Consider the following 21,282-nt stretch of genomic DNA (forward strand, 5'->3'; position numbering starts at 1 on the left):
GTTGATCGATGACCATCGAATACGGGGTGTGGGGGCTGCGGCTGGCGCTCGGTGTGGTGTTCGGGCTGGCGGCGGTGGGAAAGTTCGCCGATCCGGCCGGGACGCGGAAGGCGGTGGGGGAGTTCGGGGTTCCGATCCGTTGGACTCCGCTGGTGAGCCGGAGCTTGCCCATTGCGGAAACGCTGGTCGTCGTGCTGCTGGTGTCGCCGTGGACCGGGTTCGCGGGCGCCCTGTTCGGCCTGGCGTTGCTGCTGGCGTTCACCGTCGCGGTGACCCGGCTGCTGCGGCAGGGAAAGCATCCGTCCTGCGCGTGTTTCGGCGCGGCGAGCACCGCGCCGATCGGCCGGGCCACGCTGCTGCGCAATGCGGCGTTGATCGCACTGGCACTGGTCACCGCCGTGGGCGTACTCGCCGAACCCGGTGTGCCGGGCTCGCTTCCGGTGGATCACGCCATCGGAATGGTGGTGACCGCGGTCTTCGCCGCGCTGTTCACCCGGCTGGCGGGCGAGCTGCGCGCGGTACGGCGGCGACTGGACGAACAGGCCCTGTCCACGCTCGGCGCGGAGGGTCTCCCGGTGGGTGCGGTGGCCCCGGAGTTCGAGCTGTTGAATACCGCAGGCGGCCGTACCGATTTGGCGGCTCTGCTCGCGCCCGGCCGGTCATTGCTGCTGGTCTTCGTGCATCCGGGCTGTGAGATGTGTGCGGCGCTGGCGCGGGAGCTGCCGCGCTGGCAAGCGCGTGCGGCCGCCACGCTCACCATCGCGGTGGTGGGTAACGGTGAGCTGGAACCGCATACCGCGTGGGCGCGCGAGCAGGGCCTGGGGGAGATTCCGATGCTGGTGCAGCGGGGTAATGAGGCGGCGCTGCGCTATCGGGTGCGCGGCACCCCGTCGGGTGTCCTGATCGGCCCCGACGGCCGGATGCTGGCCGCGGTGGCACGCGGGGCCATGGCCATTCGTGACTTGATCGTTCAGGCGAAACAGGTTGCACCACAGTATGTTTCCGGAAGAAACGGTCAATCGGTCTCGAACACCGGCTAGTCGATCTTCGCGCTGCCGTTTCACCGGCTACATACGGTCCGGTATTGCAATTCCATTGCCGCACAATTGAATTCGAGAGATCTCGGAGCTCGGGTGAACATACCATCGAGAGGCAGGTTTGTTCTCATCCGATCGCATCGTCGAGAGGGAATGCCATGGCCTACTTCGCATTCACCGATTACTCCGGCAAGGAATTCGTCTTCAAACTCACCAACGATCAGCGCATAGCGGAGGCGCGCCGCATCCTGTCCGGTGAGGAAACGATGTCCACCCATGTGATGGGCAAGATTCGCAAGCGGCCGGAACCGTACAATCCGGGCTGGTCCTTCGCCTTCGACCCGGACACCATCACGTTCTTCACGATGGCCATCGAGGTCTGCGACTCCAGCATTCAATACACCGAGGACTATCTCGACGAGGCGTGCGGCGCATTCCTGCCGGGCTGCTTCTGGTGTCCCTGGTCCTCCCGGCTCACCCGCGAATTGAAGGATTCCGAGGTCCAGGGCTGATATAGCCGAACCAGCCGAATCCGAATTCATGGTCCGGCCGGAGTCCCAGCGGCTCCGGCCGGTCTCCACGGGTCAGGCGGGTGCGTCCAGCTTCCGCGAGCGCAGCTCATGTCCCTTGGAGGTCTTGCAGCGCCCGGATTCCAGATCCCACTGCCAGCCGTGCAGATTGCAGGTGAGGGTATTGCCCTCGACCACACCGAATTTCGACAGGTCCGCCTTCAAATGCGGGCAGCGGCGCTGAATTTCCCAGCCGTCGAGTTCGGTGGAGGCGGAATCGTCGTGCGCCTCGGAGAACCAGCCGTCGGCGTAGGCGATGCGCTCGTCGGTGAGGCATTTGAAGAAGGTGTAGAGGAATTCGTTGTATCCGCCGATGCGCCAGGTGGTGAAGCGCGTGGACAGGAAGATGGTGTTCACCCAGTCGGGTTCGTTATCCCGCAGGACGGTGCGCACCAGGGTGGGGTCGATGCGGAAGCCGTAGCGCTGCTTGCCTTCTCCGTCGATGGGCGCGCGCACGATCCGCTTGGGGAAATCGAGTACGACGGTCTCATCGCCCATGACCAGCGCGACCGAATAGCCGATGCCGTCGCAGATGAGATCGCTCTGCGCCATGATCGGTTCGAAGAGATCCTTCAGGCGCGGCAGCAGCGGTCCGTCGGATTCGCTTGCCCAGGTGGCCTTTTCGGCCGCGATGACGGGCGCGAAGCGCTGTGCCATGGCCTCGATGTAGGCGGCCTTGTCCCCGTATACGGTGTCCGGGTCGACCGGATGCTCGAGCTGGAGTTCCTTACCGCGCACATCGGCGACCGAGCCCGGGATCATCAGGATCCCGCCCTCGTTGCCGTGGATGCGCATCTGCTCCAGGAAGACGACCTGGTCGGGGAAGATATTGCCTTCGTCCCCGCGATCGTCGTTGAGGTAGCGCAGTTCGTCGTCGAGGAAGACCGGTGGCCCGGCGGACGGCACCACCCAGGTCGCGCCGACCTGTTCGATATAGGAGCGCGCCCGGTCCATACCGCGCTGGCGCTTCTGTTTGCCGAAGTTGGCCTTGGTCTTGGTGGGGATGTCGTACACCATCGGGTACCAGATGGCCCCGGAGTACTGCAGCAGGTGAATGTCGATGTGCCCGAACGCATCGTGCAGCACATCCATATCGACCGGCCGCGCGTCGTTCATGTTGAAGCACACGGTCTCACCGTCGGAGACGACGATGCCGGAGTCGCCGATGGGCCCGTCGGCGGGCGCGCGCAGCGCGATGATCATGATCTCGAGGTCGCCGCCCGGTCCGGTGACGGTGTGCTTGACCGAATCCTCGGTTTCGAAGAATTTGGTGAAGCCGAGCTGCTCCAGTTCGCGGCGCAGGTCCGGCACGGGATAGTCCGGCAGCAGGACAGTGGCGTCCTTATTGATCTTGTCGGCGAGGTGCTTCGCGTCGAAGTGGTCGCGGTGCAGATGCGAGACGTAGAGGAAATCGCAATTGCCGAGCGCGTCCCAATCCAGCTGGGTGTTATCGGGGAAGGGAACCCATGAAGCGAAATATGCCGGGTTGACCCACGGATCGCACAGGATCGTCCCCGCTGCGGTGGAGATGTGGAACCCGGCGTGTCCGACGCTGGTGATCTGCACGAGCTTCTTCCTCCTCGACCGTTACCAGCCACCCAGGGTACTTGCTACCCCGAAACGTCGCCTATGCAGGAACCCCTCCCGCCGGAGTTCAGGGTGAATGTCTGTTTTCAGCGAATGGCTGTTACCTGGATCACTGGTAGCCGCGCGAGCAGCGACTACGCTGACGCAACTGTGGAACCCGTCTACTTCCCGATCATCGGGCTGGCCCGTACCGTCTTCGCGGCTCAGGGCCTGAAGTTCACTGTCACCGGCGACGAAAACATCCCGGCGAGCGGTGGCGCTGTCGTCGCCATCAATCACACCGGGTACATGGACTTCACGTATGCGGGCCTGCCTGCGCGTACGACGAAGCGCTATGTGCGTTTTATGGCGAAGAAGGAGGTATTCGACAACTCGATCACCGGGCCGATCATGCGGGCGCTCAAACATATTCCGGTGGATCGCGCCGCGGGCGCGGACTCGTACCACGAGGCCGTGAATCGGCTGCGCTCCGGCGAATTGGTGGGCGTGTACCCGGAGGCCACCATCAGCCGCAGTTTCGAGTTGAAGGAATTCAAATCGGGCGCGGCGCGTATGGCGATCGAGGCGAATGTGCCGATCATCCCGATGGTGATCTGGGGCGCGCAGCGCGTCTGGACCAAGGGGCATCCGAAGCGCCTGGGCCGCACCAACACCCCCATCTCCATCGAAGTGGGCGCACCGATTCAGCCGTTCGAACCGGCTTCGGAGCTGACCGATCAGCTGCACAAGACCATGGAAGCCATGCTGCTCAACGTGCAGAAGGATTATGTGCACGAGCCGGGCGCGTACTGGGTGCCCGCTCGATTGGGCGGCGGCGCACCGACTTTGGACGAGGCGAACGAGCTCGATCGCGCCGAGGCGGCGGAGAAGGCCGCCCGCCGCGCCGAGCAATAGTGCATAGGTCGCGGTAACGCGCACATGCCCCTTCCGGCCTCGATGAGGAGGGTGAGAGTCCGGAAGGGGCTGCGTGCCGCGGTTATTCGACCGCCGCGGCTGCCTTGGTGGTGATGGCCTCGGCGGCCGTCACCGCGTCCGCCGGTTCGTGCTTGGCGACCGGAACGGTGAGATGGTCCAGCACATAGGCGGTTTCACCGTGCACGGCCAGATCCAGTCCGGCGTCCTCGGCCTCGTCGTCGGCGCGAATGCCGCCGAACAGCTGCATGACCTTGGCGATGGCGAAGGTGACCACGAAGGTGTAGGTCAGCACCGCCAGCACCGCGACGGTCTGCCGCCACAGCTGATCCAGTCCGCCGCCGTAGAACAGTCCGGCCACGCCATTGGGCGCGGAGCCGTCGGCGAGGAAGCCGATCAGTAGCGTGCCGAGAATGCCGCCCGCCAGGTGGATGCCCACCACGTCGAGCGAATCATCCAGTCCGAAGCGGTATTTCAGTGAGACCGCGAGGCAGCACACCACACCGCAGGCCGCGCCGACGATGAGCGCGCCCATCGGTGACACCGCACCGCAGGCGGGGGTGATGCCGACCAGGGCGGCGATGAGTCCGGAGGCCGCGCCCAGCGAGGTGGCGTGTCCCTCCTTGAACTTCTCCACCACGATCCAGCCGATCATGCCCGCGCAGGACGCGGCGATGGTGTTGAGCACCACCACCGACGCGGCGTTCCCGGCGGCCAGCGCCGAACCGCCGTTGAACCCGAACCAGCCGAAGAACAGGATGCCCGCGCCCAGCATCGTCAGCGGAAGGCTGTGCGGCCGTGGGGCGTTCGGGAACACCTTGCGCTTGCCGAGGATGAGCGCCAGCGCCAGCCCGGCGATGCCGGCGTTGATGTGCACCGCGGTGCCGCCCGCGAAGTCGATGGCCTTGAGCTTGTTGGCGATCCAGCCGCCGTGCACCGAACCGTCCTTGCTGTCGAAGGCGAAGACCCAGTGCGCGACGGGGAAGTACACCAGCAGCGCCCAGATGCCAGCGAAGGTCATCCAGGAGCCGAACTTCATCCGGTCGGCGACCGCGCCCGCGATGAGCGCGACCGTCAGTGCGGCGAAAAGCAATTGGAAGGCCGAGAAGATGGCCGGTGGCAGTCCCGGCGTGCTCGGCGCGTCCAGCAGTTTGGACGATCCGAAGTATTCGAGCGGATCACCGAGGATGCCCGCGCCGCCCAGCGAATCGCCGAAGGACGCCGAGTAGCCGACGATGATCCAGAGCACGCCCACCACCGCGAGCGCGCCGAAGACCATCATGGCCATGTTCAGGGTGTTCTTGACGCTGACCATGCCGCCGTAGAACAGCGCCAGTCCCGCCACCATGAGCGACACGGCGGCGAAGGCGGCGAGCATCCACGCGGTATCGGCCGCGGCTACTGCTTGTTCCATGTATCACCTGACTTAGAAGCGAATCCATACCAACGGTGTCCCTTGATAGGAATCGCCGTTGCGTGATAGTGGACCATCGCCGATGTTGCGTCGTGGTACGCCACTGTGAAAGATGCGTAAACCGCTGGGCCGCCCGCTTACCGCTATGGTTTCATATCAATCAACAGTGATTCACTGTAGAAGACATATGAAGCCGAAGGATGGATATGACCGACACCGCGGAATTCCTGATCATCGGCGGTGGCCTGGAGGGGCTCGCCATCGCCTGGTCCCTGGCCGACCGCGGTGCCGCCGACGTCCTGGTGCTCGAGCGCGCCACCCTCTGCTCCGGTATGACCGGCAAATCCAGCGGGGTGGTCCGATGCCATTACGGTGCATCGTCATTGGCCGCCATGTCCTGGTGGTCGGTGCCGTTCTTCGAGAACGCGTCCGAGATCCTCGGCGATGACCTGGGCTTCCGGCAGTGCGGGTACGCGGTCGGCGTCGGCGCGGACAATCTGGATCCGCTGCTCGCCAATGTGGCCATGCAGCAGGCGCTCGGCATCGAGGTGGAACTGCTCGGCCACGATGAGATGGCAACGCTGTGGCCGGGTTTGCGCGTCGACGATTTCGCGGGGTTCGCCTATGAACCGCGCGGTGGACGCGGTGAGGCGTATCTGACGGGTATGGCTTTCGGTGCGGCGGCGCGCGGGCGCGGCGTCCGGATCCGCCAGCAGTCACCTGTGCTGGAGCTGATCGTCAAGGGCGACAACGTCATCGGCGCACGCCTGGCTGACGGCACGGAAGTGCATGCCGCGAATGTGGTGCTGGCCGCCGGACCGTGGACGCCGGATCTCGCCGCCACCGCCGGGGTCGAGGTGGACGTGAAAGCCCAACGCGCCCAGCTACTCCTGATCGATCAGGGTGAACCGCTGCCGCCGGTCCCGGTGCTCTCGGATCTGGTCAGCCTGCAATACCTGTGCCGCGAACCCAATGGCGAACTGCTCGCGGGCAATAGCGATCACGCCGTTCCCGAATACATCGATCCGGACGATTTCGTGAATCGCGCCGACGATTCGACCGTCGAGAAGGTGGTCGGGCGGCTGGAACATCGCCTGCCGGATATGCCGGACCCCCGGATCACCGGCAGCTATGTCGGTGCGTACGACGTCACCCCCGACTACAACCCGATCATCGGTCCCGCGCCGGCGCCCGGACTGTTCCTGGCCACCGGTTTCTCCGGTCACGGTTTCAAGATCTCCCCGGCCGTCGGCCGCCTCGTGGCGGATCTGCTGCTGGACGGCCGCACCGACCTGCCGAATGTCGAGGCCGCCGACTTCCGCTACGCCCGGTTCGCCGAGGGCCAGCCCCTGATCAGCCCGCACCCGTATCTCGGTGCCGGCGAAATGCGCTGAAGCACCACCACATCCGTACCTCTGTTCCAGGAGCCGATATGGCGATAGACACCACCACCGCGACGGTCACGCCGATCTCCCCGGCCATGCCGTCGACCGGTCACCGCACGCTCACCGAGCTGGCGCGGGCCACCGACACCACCTTCATCCTGGCGTTGTTCACCACGCTGTCCGGCAAGCCGTGCGCGAAACTCGTTCCGGTACAGGCGGTCGGTCAGCTCGAACAGGACGGCGTCGGGTTCGCCGGATACGCCGCCGGAATGATGGGGCAGCAGCCCCGCGATCCGGATCTGGTCGCGATTCCGGACCCGGAGACGTTCACGCCGATTCCGTTCGTGCGCCCCGGTCTGGCGCTGGTGCACTGCACCCCGCACGTGGAGGGCAAGCCGTGGCCGTTCGCGCCGCGAGTCATCCTGCAGCGCACGCTGGCTCGCGCCGCCGAGCGCGGGTACACGGTGAATGTCGGCACGGAGATCGAATACTTCCTGGTGGACAAGGGGCCGAACGGTCTCGCACCCGCCGATACCGCCGATCTCAGCCTGCAACCCTGTTATGACGCCCGCGATGTGACCCGCATGTACGACCATCTGGCCGAGGTCTCGCAGGCCATGAATTCACTCGGCTGGGGCAACTACGCCAGTGATCACGAGGACGGCAACGGCCAGTTCGAGCAGAACTTCGATTACGCGGACGCGCTCACCACCGCCGACCGCGTGATCACCGCCCGCTACCTGCTCTCGGTGATCGCCGAAAAGCGCGGTATGAAGGCCACTTTCATGCCCAAGCCGTTCACCGACCGCACCGGCACCGGTATGCATATGCACCTGTCGGTGTGGAACGGCGATCAACCGCTCTTCCCCGATGCCGATGACCCGCGCGGCCTGGGCCTGTCCGCGACCGCCTACGGGTTTCTCGCCGGAATGCTCGACCATGCCTGTGCCCTGCAAGGCGTGATCGCGCCAACGGTGAACTCCTACAAGCGAACCGGGGCCACCAGCACCGCGAGCGGTGCGACCTGGTCACCGCGCTATGCCACCTACGGCGGTAACGACCGCACGCACTATCTGCGGGTGCCCGATCAGCATCGGGTGGAATTGCGCGGTGCGGACGGTTCCGCGAACCCCTATCTCGCCACGGCCGCCGCCATCGCCGCCGGACTCGACGGCATCGATCGCGCTCTCGATCCCGGCGTGCCCGGTGAGCAGCGCGGCGACATGCTCCCCATGACCCTGGTGCACGCCATGGACGCGCTGGAATCGGATCCGGTGGTGACGGCCGCGCTCGATATCGCCGGTCCGGGCGTCGCGGCCTACTTCGCCGAACGCAAGCGCGAGGAGTTCTTCACCTGGCACAACACGGTTTCCAGCTGGGAGATCGACAACTATCTGACGGCGTTCTGACGTCCCTGACTTCGAAAGGAGGGTGATTTCGATGTGTGGAATCGTGGGCTTGCACCTTCGAGACCCGGCGCTGTATCCACGCCTGGGCGCCCTGCTGACCGGCATGCTGGATCAAATGTGCGACCGCGGCCCGGATTCGGCGGGTATGGCGGTCTACGGCGATCCGGTGTGGTCGCCACCGGGCACGGTCACCGTGTCACTGCTGGACAGCCCGCTATCGGCGGCCGACCTCGCCGAAAGGCTCACCGCCGCAGTGGGTACGGCGGTCACCGCGATAGCGCTGGACCCGACCATCGTGCTGCATGCCGCTCTTCCCGCTGAGGACGGATCGGATGTGCTGGTGCGCGCGGTCCGGGAGATCGCGCCGGATGCGCGGGTCATCGGCTTCGGCTCGGATCTGGCCGTGCTCAAGGGGATCGGCAACCCCACCGAGCTGGCGCATCGATTCGGCCTGCCGCGGGCGCAGGGCTGGCAGGGCGTCGCGCACACCCGGATGGCCACCGAATCCGCTGTGACAGCGGAGGGTTCGCACCCCTTCTCCGTCGGCCCGGGCCAATGCCTGGTGCACAACGGCTCGTTCAGCAATCACATGAGTATCAAGCACGAATTGCAGCGCGCGGGAGTCGAATTCGACAGCGAGAACGATACCGAGGTGGGCGCGCGTTTCGTCGCGCGGCAGCTGGCGCAGGGCGCGGACCTCGAAAAGTCATTGCTGCTGCTCAATGACGCTTTCGACGGTTTCTACACGCTGCTGGTGTCGACGAGCGATTCGTTCGCCGTCGTACGCGATGCCATCGCCTGCAAGCCCGCGATCATCGCCGAGACCGATCGCTGGGTGGCGATGGCATCGGAGTATCGCGCACTGGCGGATCTGCCGGGTGTGGCACAGGCCCGAATCTTCGAACCGGAACCGGAAGAGGTGTATGTATGGCGGCGATCGTGAGCGAGCGCACCGTGCTCGATGTGGCCGAATCCGGCACGCGCGCGGTGAATTCCGTCCTCATGGCGGCGGAGCCCCCGGCCGTGTTCGGCCTCGCCAATCCGCGTGGCGCGCACGCGCTGGCCTGCGGTCTGGACCGTGAGATCGAAGTCGGCATCGACGGCCATGTCGGCTACTACTGCGCGGGCATGAATCAGCGCGCGGCGGTGACGATCAAGGGCAGCGCGGGGGTCGGCGTCGCGGAGAACATGATGTCCGGCACCGTCCGGGTGCGCGGTGACGCCTCACAGTCGGCGGGCGCGACCGCGCACGGCGGACTGCTGGTGATCGAGGGCAATGCCGGTGCGCGCTGCGGTATTTCGATGAAGGGCGTCGATATCGTGGTGGGCGGCAGCATCGGCCATATGAGCGCCTTCATGGGTCAGGCCGGTCGCCTGGTGGTGCTCGGCGATGCCGGTGAGGCACTGGGGGATTCGCTGTACGAGGCGCGCATCTACGTGCGCGGCACGGTGGCGTCGCTGGGCGCGGACTGCATTCGCAAACCGATGCGCCCCGAACATCTCGCCGAACTGTGCGAACTCCTCGACGCCGCCGGATTCGACGCCGATCCCGCGGATTTCACCCGCTACGGCTCGGCCCGCGAGCTCTATCACTTCCATGTCGACAACGCCGCCGCGTACTGATCAGCCAGGAGGCCACACCATGACTTCCCCGAATCCCGTGCTGCGCGAATCGGCGACCTTCGATCGCCGGGCCATCGCGGAAATCCAGCGCGCCGCCGACACCGGTATCTACGATATTCGCGGCTGGGGCGCCAAACGCCCACTGCCGCACTTCGATGACCTGCTGTTCCTCGGCGCGTCCATGTCCCGGTATCCGCTGGAGGGATATCGCGAACGCTGTGACACCGATGTGGTGCTCGGCGATCGGCACGCGAAACATCCACTGCACCTGGATATCCCGGTCACCATCGCGGGCATGAGCTTCGGCGCGCTGTCGGGTCAGGCCAAGGAGGCACTGGGCCGCGGTGCGAGCGCGGTCGGCACGTCGACCACGACCGGTGACGGCGGTATGACGCCCGAGGAGCGCGGTCAGTCCAAATACCTGGTGTACCAATACCTTCCGTCACGATACGGAATGAATCCGGACGACCTGCGCAAGGCCGACGCCATTGAAATCGTGCTCGGTCAGGGTGCGAAGCCGGGCGGCGGCGGCATGCTGCTCGGTCAAAAGATCAGCGAACGCGTCGCCGGAATGCGCACCCTCCCACAGGGTATCGATCAGCGCAGCGCCTGCCGCCATCCGGACTGGACCGGTCCGGACGATCTCGCCATCAAGATCCTGGAACTGCGCGAGATCACGCGCTGGGAGAAGCCGATCTACATCAAGGTCGGCGCGACCCGCACCTACTACGACGTGAAACTGGCCGTGAAAGCGGGCGCGGACGTGGTGGTGGTCGACGGTATGCAGGGCGGCACCGCCGCCACCCAGGACGTCTTCATCGAACATGTCGGCATCCCCACCCTGGCCGCCATTCCGCAGGCCGTACAGGCGCTCCAGGAGCTCGGGGTGCATCGCAAGGTGCAGCTCATCATCTCCGGCGGTATCCGCACGGGCGCGGATGTGGCCAAGGCGATGGCCCTCGGCGCCGATGCGGTGGCCATCGGCACCGCGGCCCTGATCGCACTGGGCGACAACAGCCCCCGCTACGCCGCCGATTACGAGGAACTCGGTTCCGCCCCCGGCTTCTACGACGATTTCCAGGACGGCCGCGATCCGGCGGGCATCACCACCCAGGACCCCGAACTCGCCGCCCGCTTCGACCCCGTCGAGGGCGGTCGCCGCCTCGCCAACTACCTGCGCGTCCTCACCATGGAGGCGCAAACCCTGGCCCGCGCCTGCGGTAAATCCCACCTGCGCAACCTCGAACCGGAAGACCTGGTCGCCCTGACCATCGAAGCCGCCGCCATGGCCCGCGTGCCCCTGGCGGGCACCAGCTGGGTGCCGGGAGCCCCGCTATGACTCTGCCGGACAGTGAATCGGCTAAGGCAGGAGCGGTTTTCGATCCCCTCTGGGCGGAGATTCTCGAAGTCGGCCGGGACGGCGGTTCCGGCGGTTACCGCCGCTATGCCTGGTCGGATGCGGATCTCACACTGCGCGAATGGTTTCGGGGCTGTGCCGCCGCGCGTTCGATGGAGCTGGAACAGGATCGCAACGGCAATCTCTGGGCCTGGTGGTTTCCTCGCGATTGGCTCGGCGATCCCAAGGGCGCGTTCGTCACCGGCTCACACTTGGATTCGGTACCCGATGGCGGCGCGTTCGACGGCCCGCTCGGCATAGTCTCGGCCTTCGCGGCGGTGGACCTGCTCCGGGCTCGCGGTGTCGAGCCCACGATTCCCATTGCGGTGGTGGCGTTCTCGGACGAGGAGGGCGCACGCTTCGGCGTCGCCTGCATAGGTTCCCAGCTCTCGACCGGCGTCCTGGCTCCGGAACGCGCTTTGGGCCTGCGCGATATCGACGGAATCACCTTGGCGGAGGCGCTGATTCGCGCGGGCCGCCGCCCCGAGGACCTCGGCGCCGACACCACCCTCACCGAGCGCGTCGGCGTCTTCGTCGAACTGCATATCGAACAGGGTCGCGCCCTGGACCTGGTGGATTCCCCACTGGCCCTGGCCTCTTCGATCTGGCCGCACGGCCGCTGGGAGTTCGATTTCACCGGCGAGGCCAATCACGCGGGCGCGACCAGGCTGGTCGACCGCCACGACCCCATGCTGGCCTTCGCCTCCACCGTGCACACCGCGCGCACGGAAGCCGCCGCACTGTCGGCCGTGGCGACCTTCGGCAAGGTGCTGGTATCGCCGAACGGCACCAATGCGATTCCATCCCGCGTTCGAGCGTGGCTCGATGCCCGGGCCGCCGATCAGCCGACCCTCGAGGTGCTGGTCGCGCACATTTCGGCGGCCGCGCGCGGGCACGCCGCGGTGGACGGCATCGACCTGAACGTGGTGGCTGAATCCATCACGCCCATCGTCGATTTCCCCGCCGAGCCGCGTAATCGCCTGGCGGCCGCGCTCTCCCATCTCGGTGAGATCCCGGTCATCCCCACGGCGGCGGGCCACGATGCGGGCATTCTCTCCGATAGTGTCCCGACCGCAATGCTTTTCGTCCGCAACCCCACCGGCGTCTCGCATTCCCCGGCCGAGCACGCGGACCCGGTCGACTGCCACGCGGGCGCGACGGCGCTGGCGGAGGTGATGGCGGCCTGGGTCGCCTGACTATTCCTCGACGTGGTTATCCGGATACGCGGTGATGGCTAGGAAGCGAATCGGCAACCGCACCAGCTCATTCGGCCCGTGCGGTCCCTCGCCATCGAGCAGTAGCGCATCGCCGGGCCGCAGCGTGTACTCGGAATCCCCGTGCCCGTAGACCATCACACCTTCGAGCATGTACAGCAGCTCGGTCCCCGCGTGCTGGAACAGCGGAAAGGTCTCGCTGGCCTCGGTGAGCGTGACGAGCACCGGCTCCAGCCGCTTGTGCTGTCCGCGCAATGCCCCGAGCAATTCGTAGTGGTGCCCCACCCGAGTGCCGCGCCCCACGATCCGCGCGCCATGTCCCGCCGGGGTGAACACCGCCTCGCGCGCGGCGTCCGCTCCCCGGAACAGCGAGGTCACCGGCACATCCAACCCGGCCGCCAAACGCGCCAAAGTCGAAAGGCTGCACGAGGTCTGCGCATTCTCGATCTTGGACAACATGGCCTTGGAGATCCCCACCCTGGCCGCCATATCCCCGACCGACAGCCCGCTGGCCAGCCGCAACGACCGCACCTGCTTACCGATGATCCGTTCCAGATCAACCCCGGTAGGCGTATCCGCCGCGATCTCCCGCTGCACCGGAGCCGGATCGCCGGTATCGCGAATTTCGGTGCGCCCTGTCATAACCCGATCCTAGCCTGGCCGTTTCCTCCCAGTTGACAACGGCTACGCGGCCGGAGTCCTGGACCAAGCACCGGATCCCATCCTGATCAGCCGGGTCGGCTCGCGCCCCCTCAGCTGGGATCGGACCCGCGCACCGCCGCCAGCCAGACGGCGGCCGCCGCCCCCACCGTGGTCCCCGCCGCGAAAGCCATCGGTCCGCCACCCGCCACATACACCCACAGCAGCCCGATGAACGGCCCCGCGATAGCGGCCTGCGCATCGAGCAGCAACCGCCGCCCGTACCGCGCGACCGTCGCTGCCAGCACCGCCGCATTGTCATCCGCCCGCGCCGGATTGTCGATCAACCGCCCCACCGGTTCGCTACTGCGCATCCGCCCCGACGGATACACCCGCACCCCGTCCACGGTGATAGCGCGCCCGGCCATCGCCGCGTTCCCCTGCGTCAGCGTCACCAGGGTCGGATCGAAATACACCGGCAGCCAGCGGGTCCGCCCCCCGGTGGTGAACTCCAGCCACGACCGGCTCACCAGCCGATGCTGCTGCCGCACCCGCCGCACCCCCACATCCCGGCACCCGCCCCCGCGCGGCAACCCGACCGGCAGCACACCCAGCGCCCCGGCGAACTGAAAAGCGCTGTACCCCAAGATGATCACCGCGACCGCCGCAAGCACGGCGACCTGCTCCGAACCGCCGAACGGCGCCCACGCGAGGCAAATCGCGAGGGCGCCGATCGTCACAACGGCCGGATAGGTCAACGGATGACCCGTCCGGAAGGTCACTTGAGGAAGCCGATTTTCGTGTAGTCGTAGGAGGCCAGTCCGGGTGCTCCGTAGTTCGCCAGATCGGCGCGAACGGCGACGTTTCCGGGTGACTGCATGAGCGGCAGCGAATGACCCTCCTCGAAGACCTGTTTGTCGACCTGGTTGGCGAGTTCGATCGCCTTGTCCGGATCGAGTTCGGAGACGGTCTGTTCGATAAGTGCGTTCAGCTGCGGAGAACCGATGCGGCCGTAGTTGCCCTGCAGATCCTCCGGGTTGTAGCCCCAGATCTGGTTGATGCTGCCGAGCGGGAACGGATCGCCGACCCAACTGAACTGCGCCACATCGAAATCACCGGGTTGAATCACGGTCGTGAAGTAGCCCTGGCCGGGTTTGGTGTCGATGTTCAGCTTGACATTGACGGCGCTGAGGTTCTGCTGGATGATCTGCGCGATCTGCACCCAGGTGTCGTCGTTGTACATCACATCCCGGATCTCGAGTTTGCGCCCGTCCTTCTCCCGGGTGCCGCCGCCTGCCGGAACCTTCCAGCCGAGATCGTCCAATTCCTTGGCCGCGGCCGCGGTGTCGAAGGCCGGGGCATTGTCCTGATAGCCCTTCTGCCCCTGCAGATAGACATGGTTGTTCAGTGGTTTGGGGTCCGCGACGAGGCCGTTCTGAATAGCCGTCGCGATGCCCTGCCGATCGATGGCCTTGCCGATGGCCACCCGCAGCTTGGGGTCGGCCAGGATAGAACCGGGCGCACCGTTGAAGGTGAAGTGCGACCACTGGTTACCGGGCGCACGCCGCACGGTGACGCCCGCGGTGCCCTGTGCTGTCTTGAGATCATCGCGGGTGCCGATGCCGACCGCGTCGATCTCATTGTTCTGCAACGCCGGAATCAGCGCCGCGCTGTTCAGAACGCTGAAGGTGATGGTGTCGAGCTTCGGAGTCGCGCCCCACCATTTCGGGTTGTGGCCCAGCACGATTCGTCCCTGGGCCCGGTCGGTCGACTGTACGGCGAACGGGCCCGAGGTGAGGGCGATGGCATCGACCAGTCCCTTGTTGAAAGCTTCCGGCGTCGCCGATACCGACTTCGGGTACAGGAAGGAGTTGCCCGCGAACTGGCCGCGCCAATCCGCGAAATGCTTGCTGAAGGTGATAACGGCCTGCCGGTCGTCTACGCCCTTCTCAACCTTCTCGACCCGGTCGAATCCATTGTTGTTGGCGATCAGATAAGCCTTGTCGCGTCCGCTCAGCGCGTTGGCCTGAGAGCTGATGTCCTCCCAGGTGATCGGTGAGCCATCGGACCACACGGCCTTCGGGTTGATCGTGTAGGTGACCTGCTGCGGATTCGTATTAGTCAGTTCGACACTCGTGAAGTAGTCGCTGTTGACCGTCAGTGTCCCGGCCGCGTCGGTAGCGAACGCACGCGGCATCATCGGCTTCTCCAAGCCCGTGATCTCGGCGTCGTTGCCGTCGATGGACATGGTGTTCCAGTTGGCGGGGAAGGCGGAGATGGCCAGCCGCAGATTGCCGCCGTCCCGCAGATCAGCGATATCGTGTGGGTTGATGTCACTGGTCGTGCCGAGTGCGGCCGTGCCCGTTCCGGTACTGCCGTCGTCTCCGCCGCAGCCGGTCGCCACCAGGGCGACCGCGACCAGTGGGACCGCGAGCCGTATGCCGATCGAACGAATCCTCACCGGTTGCTCCTTCCATCCGAATATTGCTGGGTCACTTCAAGAAGCCGATCTTGGTGTAGTCGTAGGAGGCCAGTCCGGGTGCGCCGTAGTTGGCCAGATCGGCCCGCACGGCCACATTCCCGGGCGACTGCACCAGCGGTAGCGAGAACCCGATCTCGAAAATCTTGCGGTCGATCGTGTTCGCCAACTCGATCGCCTTCTGCGGATCGAGTTCGCCCAGCGCCTGATTGATGAGGTCGTTGATCTCCGGTGTCCCGATACGCCCGTAGTTGCCCTGCAGATCGTTCGGGTCGAAACGGTAGACCTGCGGGAGATTCTTCAACGCGAAGACATCGCTGGACCAGACCCAGTGCGCTACATCGAAATTGCCCGGCTTGATGACGTCGGTGAAGTAGCCGCGTCCTGGTTTGGTGTCGATGATGAGCTTTACGCCCACCCCGGCGAGGTTCTGCTGGATGATCTGCGCGATCTGGACCCAGGTGTCGTCGTTGTACATGACATCCCGAATCTCCAGTCGGCGGCCGTCTTTCACGCGCACATCACCGTCGAGTTTCCAACCGAGGCCATCCAATTCCTTGGCCGCGGTCTCGGGGTCGAAGGACAGACTGTTGTCCTGATAGCCGGATTGGCCCTGCAGGTAGACGTGATTTCCCAGCGGTCTGGGATTCTCCACCAGGCCGTTCTGGATCGCCGTCGCGATGCCCTGCCGGTCGATGGCCTTCGAAATCGCCACCCGCAGTGCGGGATCGGCGAGAATCGAACCGGGCGCGCCATTGAAGCTGATATGCGACCAGCTCGCCCCGGGCGCTCGGCGGATGGTGATTCCCGCAGTATTGCGCGCGGTCTTCATATCATCGCGGGAACCGATGCCGACGGCGTCGATTTCATTGTTCTGCAACGCCGGAATGAGAGCGTTGCTATCGAGAACGCTGAACGTGATGGTGTCCAGTTTCGGCTTGGCACCCCACCATTTCGGGTTGTGGCCCAGCACGATTCGACCCTGAGCCCGGTCGATCGAGCTCACCAGGAACGGTCCGGCGGTCAGTGTCGGTTCATTGAGTTGACTCTTGTTGAACGCATCCGGAGTCGAGGTCACCGATGCGGGATAGAGAAAACCCTCCCCGGCGAATTGCCCCTTCCAGTCCGCCCAGTGCTTGTCGAAGGTGATGACGGCTTGCCGGTCGTCCACTCCGCGTTCGACCTTCGCTACCCGGTCGAATCCGAAGCTCATCTTGATCAGGTATGCGGGGTCGGCTCCGCTGAGTGCGTGTGCTTGAGAGCTGATGTCCAGCCACGTGATCGGGCTACCATCCGACCAGACGGCCGCAGGGTTGATGGTGTAGGTGACCCGTTGTGGATTGGTGCCGGTCAGTTCGACGTTCGTGAAGTAGTCGGTATTGACGGTGAGGTCACCCGCGGCGTCGGTGCGGAACGCTCGCGGCATGATCGGCCGGTCCAGCGCGCCGACTTCGCCGTCCGCATCGGTATGCAGGGCATTCCAGTTCATCGGCAGAGCGGTCAGCGCCAGCCGCAGATTCCCGCCGTCGCGCAGCTCGGCGACATCGTGCGGATTGATATCGCTGGTGGTGCCCAGTTGTGCGTTCGCACCCTGGGGGGCTCCGCCTTCCGCACCGGAACAGCCGGCCAGCAATAGGCTTGCGACGGCGAATGGTGTCACCCATCTCAGCGACCCGATGCGAATCTTCACGCGCTACACCTATCCTGCGACGATCGGCACGGGTACCGCACTGATGAGAGCGCGCGTGTACTCGTGCTGTGGGTCTTCGAAAATCTGCTCCGCCGGGCCGTATTCGACGATCTTGCCCTGGTACATGACCGCGATGTCGTGGGCCAGATTGCGCACGACCGACAGATCGTGGGATACGAACAGGTACGACAGCCCGCGCTCGGCTTGCAGGTCGCGCAGCAGGTTCAGCACGCCGGCCTGAATGGATACATCCAGGGAGGAGACCGGTTCGTCAAGCACCAGGATCTCCGGGTCCAGGGCCAGCGCCCGCGCGATATTGATGCGCTGTTTCTGCCCGCCCGAGAAATCGGCCGGATAGCGATCGGCGTGCTCCGGGCGCAGGCCGACCAACCTCAGCAGTTCCCTTACCCGGCTCTGGATTTCCCCGGCAGGACGTCCGTTCACCCGCAGTGGCTGTGCCAGCGCGTCGAAGATCGGCAGGCGTGGATCGAGCGATGAGGATGGATCCTGGAAGACGATCTGCATTTTGCGCCGGATCTCGCGGCGGCGTTCCCGGGTGAGGGTCGAGACATCGCTGCCGAGCACCTCGATGCTTCCGCTTTCCGGCGCCACCAATTCCATGATCTGGGTGAGTGTCGTCGACTTGCCGGAACCGGACTCACCGACCAGCGCCAGAGTGCGCCCCGCCCGTACCTCGAAGCTGATCCCGTCCACGGCGTGGACCACGCCGGTGCGGCGGCGGAAGATAACGCCGGAAGTGATGGGAAACGTTTTCCTCAAGTCCGAGACCCGCAGCACCGCATGGGCATCGGTGTGTGCGACCTCATCCGGTGGCGAAACTTCGCGCCGATAGGCGGTGAAGAGATCCTCGGTACCGACCTCCGCGATTCGGATGCACGCCGCCCGATGTCCGGGCCCGGTGTCCTGCAGGGGCGGTTCGGCCGCGTGGCAATCTTCGATGGCGACCGGACAGCGCAGTGCGAAGGAGCAGCCCGTCGGGAGCGCGTGCATTGCGGGGGGTGCGCCCACGATCGGTACCAGGGGGGCTCGAGCCGGACCGTCCAACCGTGGAATGGAGCCAAGCAACCCAACCGTGTAGGGCATTCGAGGTGCGTGGAAAAGCTCTGTGGCACGCGCGGTTTCGACTATCCGACCCGCGTACATCACGGCGACACGATCGGCGAGTGTGGCCGCGATACCCATATCGTGAGTGATCATCACGACGCCCGCGCCGGTGATATCGCGTGCCTTGCGCAGCAGATTCAGGATCTGTGCCTGCACGGTCACATCGAGCGCGGTCGTCGGCTCATCGCAGATGATGAGTTCGGGGTCGTTGGCTATCGCCATGGCGATCACCACGCGCTGGCGCATACCGCCGGAGAACTCGTGCGGAAAAGCCTTGGCGCGCACCGCCGGATCCGGGATGCCCACCAGGTCGAGCAGCTCGACGGCCCGCTCGGCCGCCTCGGCCTTACCCATCTTCCCGTGCGCCAGTAGAGCTTCGGCGATTTGCTCGCCGACTCGGTACACCGGGGTCAATGCGGAGAGCGGATCCTGGAATACCATCGAGATCTTGCTGCCACGCAGGGTAGACAGCTGCTTGTCGCCCATCCCGAGCAGTTCTCGACCGCGCAATCGAATCGATCCGCGCACCCTGGCCTGATCAGGTAGCAAACCCATGACGGCCAGTGACGACACCGACTTGCCGGACCCGGATTCACCGACGATGGCCAGTACTTCTCCGTCCTGCACGGTGTAACTCACCCCGCGCACCGCGTCGACGCGACCTTCCTCGCTCGGAAAGCTCACGTGCACATCGGAGACCTCGAGCAGCGGCGCGGTTGTCGAGGTGGTGCGAACCGTCTTGTCCGTCATGCGCGATCCTTCCGGCGCGAACGTGCCCGTTTCGAACTCGGGTCGAAAGCGTCTCGCAGTCCATCACCGACGAGATTGGCGCAGAGCACCGTGGTGATGAGCAGACCACCCGCGAAGAGGAACAGCCACGGATAGGTGAGTGCGGACTTGGTGCCGGAAGCGATCAATGTGCCCAGCGAGGTGTCCGGCGGCTGCACACCGAATCCCAGGTAGCTGAGGCCGGTTTCGGCCATGATCGCCGAACCGACGGCCAGGGTGGTGTCGATGATCAGGATCGAGGCGATATTGGGAAGGATGTGGGTGGTGATCACGGTCCAGGTGGACGCACCCATATACCGTGCGGCCCGGACGAATTCACGGTCGCGCAGGCTCAGCGCCAAGCCGCGCACCAGGCGCGCACTGATCATCCAGCTGAACCCGGCGAGCAGAACGATCAGCAGAATGATGGACCCGCTGCCCTTGGTGCGCGGCGCGAACAGCGCCACCATGATGAAACTCGGCACCACCAGCAGCAGATCGACCACCCACATGATGGCGGTATCCGTCCAGCCACCGAGCAGTCCGGCCACCGAACCGGCCAGGGCCGCGATGGTGGTGGAGATCAATGCCACCGCGAAGCCGATGATGAGTGATTTCTGAAGCCCGTGCAGGGTCTGCGCGAGTACGTCCTGCCCGATTTGGTTGGTGCCGAACGGATGCCGCGCACTCGGCGGTTTGAGCAGGGCCGTGTAATCGAGCTGTTGATAGTCGTACTTCAGCATCGGCGGCAGCGCGAAGCTCAGGATCAGCATGAGCAGCAGGATCACTCCGCCGATCACCGCGGACCTATTGCGAATGAAGCGTCGCCACACCAACTTCCGTCGACCGGCCGCGGCCGGTTCGGGTGCACCCTGAACGAGGATTTCGGCTTCGGTCATCCCACACGCACCCTGGGGTCGAGAATCGCGTACACGATGTCGGACAGCAGACCCGACAGCAGGATCACCAGCGCGGTGAACGCGGTGATCGTCACAACCGGGTAGAGGTCCTGAGCGTTGATCGAATCGACCAGCCACTCGCCGACGCCATGCCAGCCGAATATCTTCTCGGTGAAGGTCGCGCCGGTGATGAGACCGCCGAAGCTATAGGCGAACAGCGTCGCCATCGGGATCAAGGCGGTCCGCAGACCGTGCTTGTACAGCGCCCGGGTGCGGGTGAGGCCCTTGGCTCGGGCCGTACGAATGAAATCGCTCTGCAGCACGTCCAACATGGCATTGCGCTGATAGCGGCTGTATCCGGCCATCGAACCGAGTACGAGGCCGAGCGTGGGAACCGCCAGATGCTGAAGGCGGTCCACGATCTGGTTCCACGCGCCGTGCACCGCGTTCGCCGAAGTCTCGCCGGTGTAGTAGAAGACCTGCGTCCCACTCAGCGTATTGACCTCCAGCGCACCGTATTTCAGCAGCGTCGCGAGCAGGAATACCGGCGTGCTCAGAATCAGCAGCGATACCGTGGTGGTGAAATAGTCACTGAACTTGTACTGCCGGATCGCACCGGCCGCGCCGATCAATACGCCCAGCAGGGTGCCGAGCACGGAACCGATGATGAGCAGCCGCAAGCTGACCGCCATGCGCCGCGGCAATTCCTGGCTCACCGGCTGTCCGGCCAGCGTCTTGCCGAAGTCGCCGCTCGTCACGATGCCACCGACCCAGTCCAGGTAGCGCTGTGGGATCGGTGCGTCGAGATTCAGTTCGGCGCGCTTGGCATCGATCACCGACTGTGGTGGCCGCGGATTGCGCTGTTCCAGACTGTCGAGTGGGCGAAACGTGAGTGACGCCAGACTGAACGTCAGAAACGACGCCAGCACGAGCAGCACGACATAGTTCAGTGCGCGTCGCAGGAGAAAGCCGGCCATCAGTCCCTCTCGGGTCGAGTTCTGCACCAGATCATAGGAGTACCTGTGGATAACCGTGCGTTACGGAGCGCAGTGGCGGATAACGAGCAGGGCATCGGGGCGGTAACGAGGATCAGCCAATGCCGGGCAATTCACCCGGGCTGCACATTCCGGGCTCGG

At 65.2% G+C, this 21,282-nt stretch carries 18 protein-coding genes; 9 read left to right on the forward strand and 9 right to left on the reverse strand.

Features of this window, described 5'->3' with window-relative positions:
• Positions 1-8 precede the first annotated feature (8 nt).
• Both AB0L82_RS17550 and AB0L82_RS17555 read left to right on the forward strand, forming a co-directional pair.
• Positions 9-1,040, forward strand: a complete 1,032-nt coding sequence (locus AB0L82_RS17550; protein ID WP_364636982.1) for a MauE/DoxX family redox-associated membrane protein — start codon at positions 9-11, stop codon at positions 1,038-1,040.
• Between the two features lie 155 nt (positions 1,041-1,195).
• Positions 1,196-1,549 (forward strand): calmodulin, encoded by a 354-nt coding sequence (locus AB0L82_RS17555; protein WP_364636984.1) that lies wholly within the window; start codon positions 1,196-1,198, stop codon positions 1,547-1,549.
• A gap of 72 nt (positions 1,550-1,621) precedes the next feature.
• On the opposite strand, the gene AB0L82_RS17560 is transcribed toward AB0L82_RS17555, so the two are convergent.
• Positions 1,622-3,172 carry a Rieske 2Fe-2S domain-containing protein gene (locus AB0L82_RS17560; RefSeq protein ID WP_364636986.1) on the reverse strand — a complete coding sequence of 517 codons (1,551 nt, stop codon included), beginning with the start codon at positions 3,170-3,172 and terminating at the stop codon, positions 1,622-1,624.
• A gap of 171 nt (positions 3,173-3,343) precedes the next feature.
• On the opposite strand from AB0L82_RS17560, the gene AB0L82_RS17565 reads away from it, so the two are divergent.
• A complete protein-coding gene (locus AB0L82_RS17565; protein ID WP_364636988.1) occupies positions 3,344-4,087 on the forward strand; it encodes a lysophospholipid acyltransferase family protein in 744 nt (247 codons plus the stop codon).
• Between the two features lie 82 nt (positions 4,088-4,169).
• Here the strand turns inward: AB0L82_RS17565 and AB0L82_RS17570 are convergent, their stop codons facing one another.
• Entirely contained in the window at positions 4,170-5,519 is a 1,350-nt protein-coding gene (locus AB0L82_RS17570; protein WP_364636990.1) for an ammonium transporter, read from the reverse strand.
• A gap of 206 nt (positions 5,520-5,725) precedes the next feature.
• On the opposite strand from AB0L82_RS17570, the gene AB0L82_RS17575 reads away from it, so the two are divergent.
• The 6 genes from AB0L82_RS17575 to AB0L82_RS17600 are packed head-to-tail and all read left to right on the forward strand — an operon-like array spanning position 5,726 to position 12,528.
• On the forward strand, positions 5,726-6,913 hold the full coding sequence (locus tag AB0L82_RS17575; protein ID WP_364636992.1) for an FAD-binding oxidoreductase: 1,188 nt from the start codon (positions 5,726-5,728) through the stop codon (positions 6,911-6,913).
• 38 nt (positions 6,914-6,951) lie between these two features.
• Positions 6,952-8,313, forward strand: a complete 1,362-nt coding sequence (gene glnT / locus AB0L82_RS17580; RefSeq protein WP_364636994.1) for a type III glutamate--ammonia ligase — start codon at positions 6,952-6,954, stop codon at positions 8,311-8,313.
• Between the two features lie 31 nt (positions 8,314-8,344).
• Entirely contained in the window at positions 8,345-9,256 is a 912-nt protein-coding gene (locus AB0L82_RS17585) for a glutamine amidotransferase family protein (RefSeq protein ID WP_364636996.1), read from the forward strand.
• On the forward strand, positions 9,241-9,936 hold the full coding sequence (locus tag AB0L82_RS17590; protein ID WP_364636998.1) for a protein glxC: 696 nt from the start codon (positions 9,241-9,243) through the stop codon (positions 9,934-9,936). Before AB0L82_RS17585 ends, AB0L82_RS17590 begins: the two co-directional genes overlap by 16 nt.
• A gap of 19 nt (positions 9,937-9,955) precedes the next feature.
• Positions 9,956-11,275: an FMN-binding glutamate synthase family protein gene (locus tag AB0L82_RS17595; RefSeq protein ID WP_364637000.1), complete on the forward strand. Its 1,320-nt coding sequence runs from the start codon at positions 9,956-9,958 to the stop codon at positions 11,273-11,275.
• Entirely contained in the window at positions 11,272-12,528 is a 1,257-nt protein-coding gene (locus AB0L82_RS17600) for an allantoate amidohydrolase (protein WP_364637002.1), read from the forward strand. The genes AB0L82_RS17595 and AB0L82_RS17600 overlap by 4 nt, the downstream gene beginning before the upstream one ends.
• On the opposite strand, the gene AB0L82_RS17605 is transcribed toward AB0L82_RS17600, so the two are convergent.
• The 7 genes from AB0L82_RS17605 to AB0L82_RS17635 all read right to left on the reverse strand — a co-directional run bounded on the left by AB0L82_RS17605 (position 12,529) and on the right by AB0L82_RS17635 (position 21,123).
• The gene (locus AB0L82_RS17605; protein ID WP_364637004.1) at positions 12,529-13,188 is read right to left on the reverse strand and encodes an XRE family transcriptional regulator; all 660 of its coding nucleotides are present in this window, start codon (positions 13,186-13,188) and stop codon (positions 12,529-12,531) included.
• Positions 13,189-13,298: 110 nt separating this feature from the next.
• Complete coding sequence (locus tag AB0L82_RS17610; RefSeq protein ID WP_364637006.1) at positions 13,299-13,967, reverse strand: hypothetical protein; 669 nt, start codon at positions 13,965-13,967, stop codon at positions 13,299-13,301.
• Positions 13,964-15,646, reverse strand: a complete 1,683-nt coding sequence (locus AB0L82_RS17615; RefSeq protein ID WP_364637008.1) for an ABC transporter family substrate-binding protein — start codon at positions 15,644-15,646, stop codon at positions 13,964-13,966. The genes AB0L82_RS17610 and AB0L82_RS17615 overlap by 4 nt, the downstream gene beginning before the upstream one ends.
• Before the next feature lie 31 nt (positions 15,647-15,677).
• Positions 15,678-17,354, reverse strand: coding sequence for an ABC transporter family substrate-binding protein (locus AB0L82_RS17620; protein WP_364637010.1), 1,677 nt, complete (start codon positions 17,352-17,354; stop codon positions 15,678-15,680).
• A gap of 9 nt (positions 17,355-17,363) precedes the next feature.
• On the reverse strand, positions 17,364-19,229 hold the full coding sequence (locus tag AB0L82_RS17625; RefSeq protein ID WP_364637012.1) for an ABC transporter ATP-binding protein: 1,866 nt from the start codon (positions 19,227-19,229) through the stop codon (positions 17,364-17,366).
• On the reverse strand, positions 19,226-20,146 hold the full coding sequence (locus tag AB0L82_RS17630; RefSeq protein ID WP_364637014.1) for an ABC transporter permease: 921 nt from the start codon (positions 20,144-20,146) through the stop codon (positions 19,226-19,228). The genes AB0L82_RS17625 and AB0L82_RS17630 overlap by 4 nt, the downstream gene beginning before the upstream one ends.
• Complete coding sequence (locus AB0L82_RS17635) at positions 20,143-21,123, reverse strand: ABC transporter permease (RefSeq protein ID WP_364637016.1); 981 nt, start codon at positions 21,121-21,123, stop codon at positions 20,143-20,145. The genes AB0L82_RS17630 and AB0L82_RS17635 overlap by 4 nt, the downstream gene beginning before the upstream one ends.
• Positions 21,124-21,282 lie beyond the last annotated feature (159 nt).

It is taken from the genome of Nocardia sp. NPDC052001 (genome assembly GCF_040680615.1).
GTDB lineage: Bacteria > Actinomycetota > Actinomycetes > Mycobacteriales > Mycobacteriaceae > Nocardia.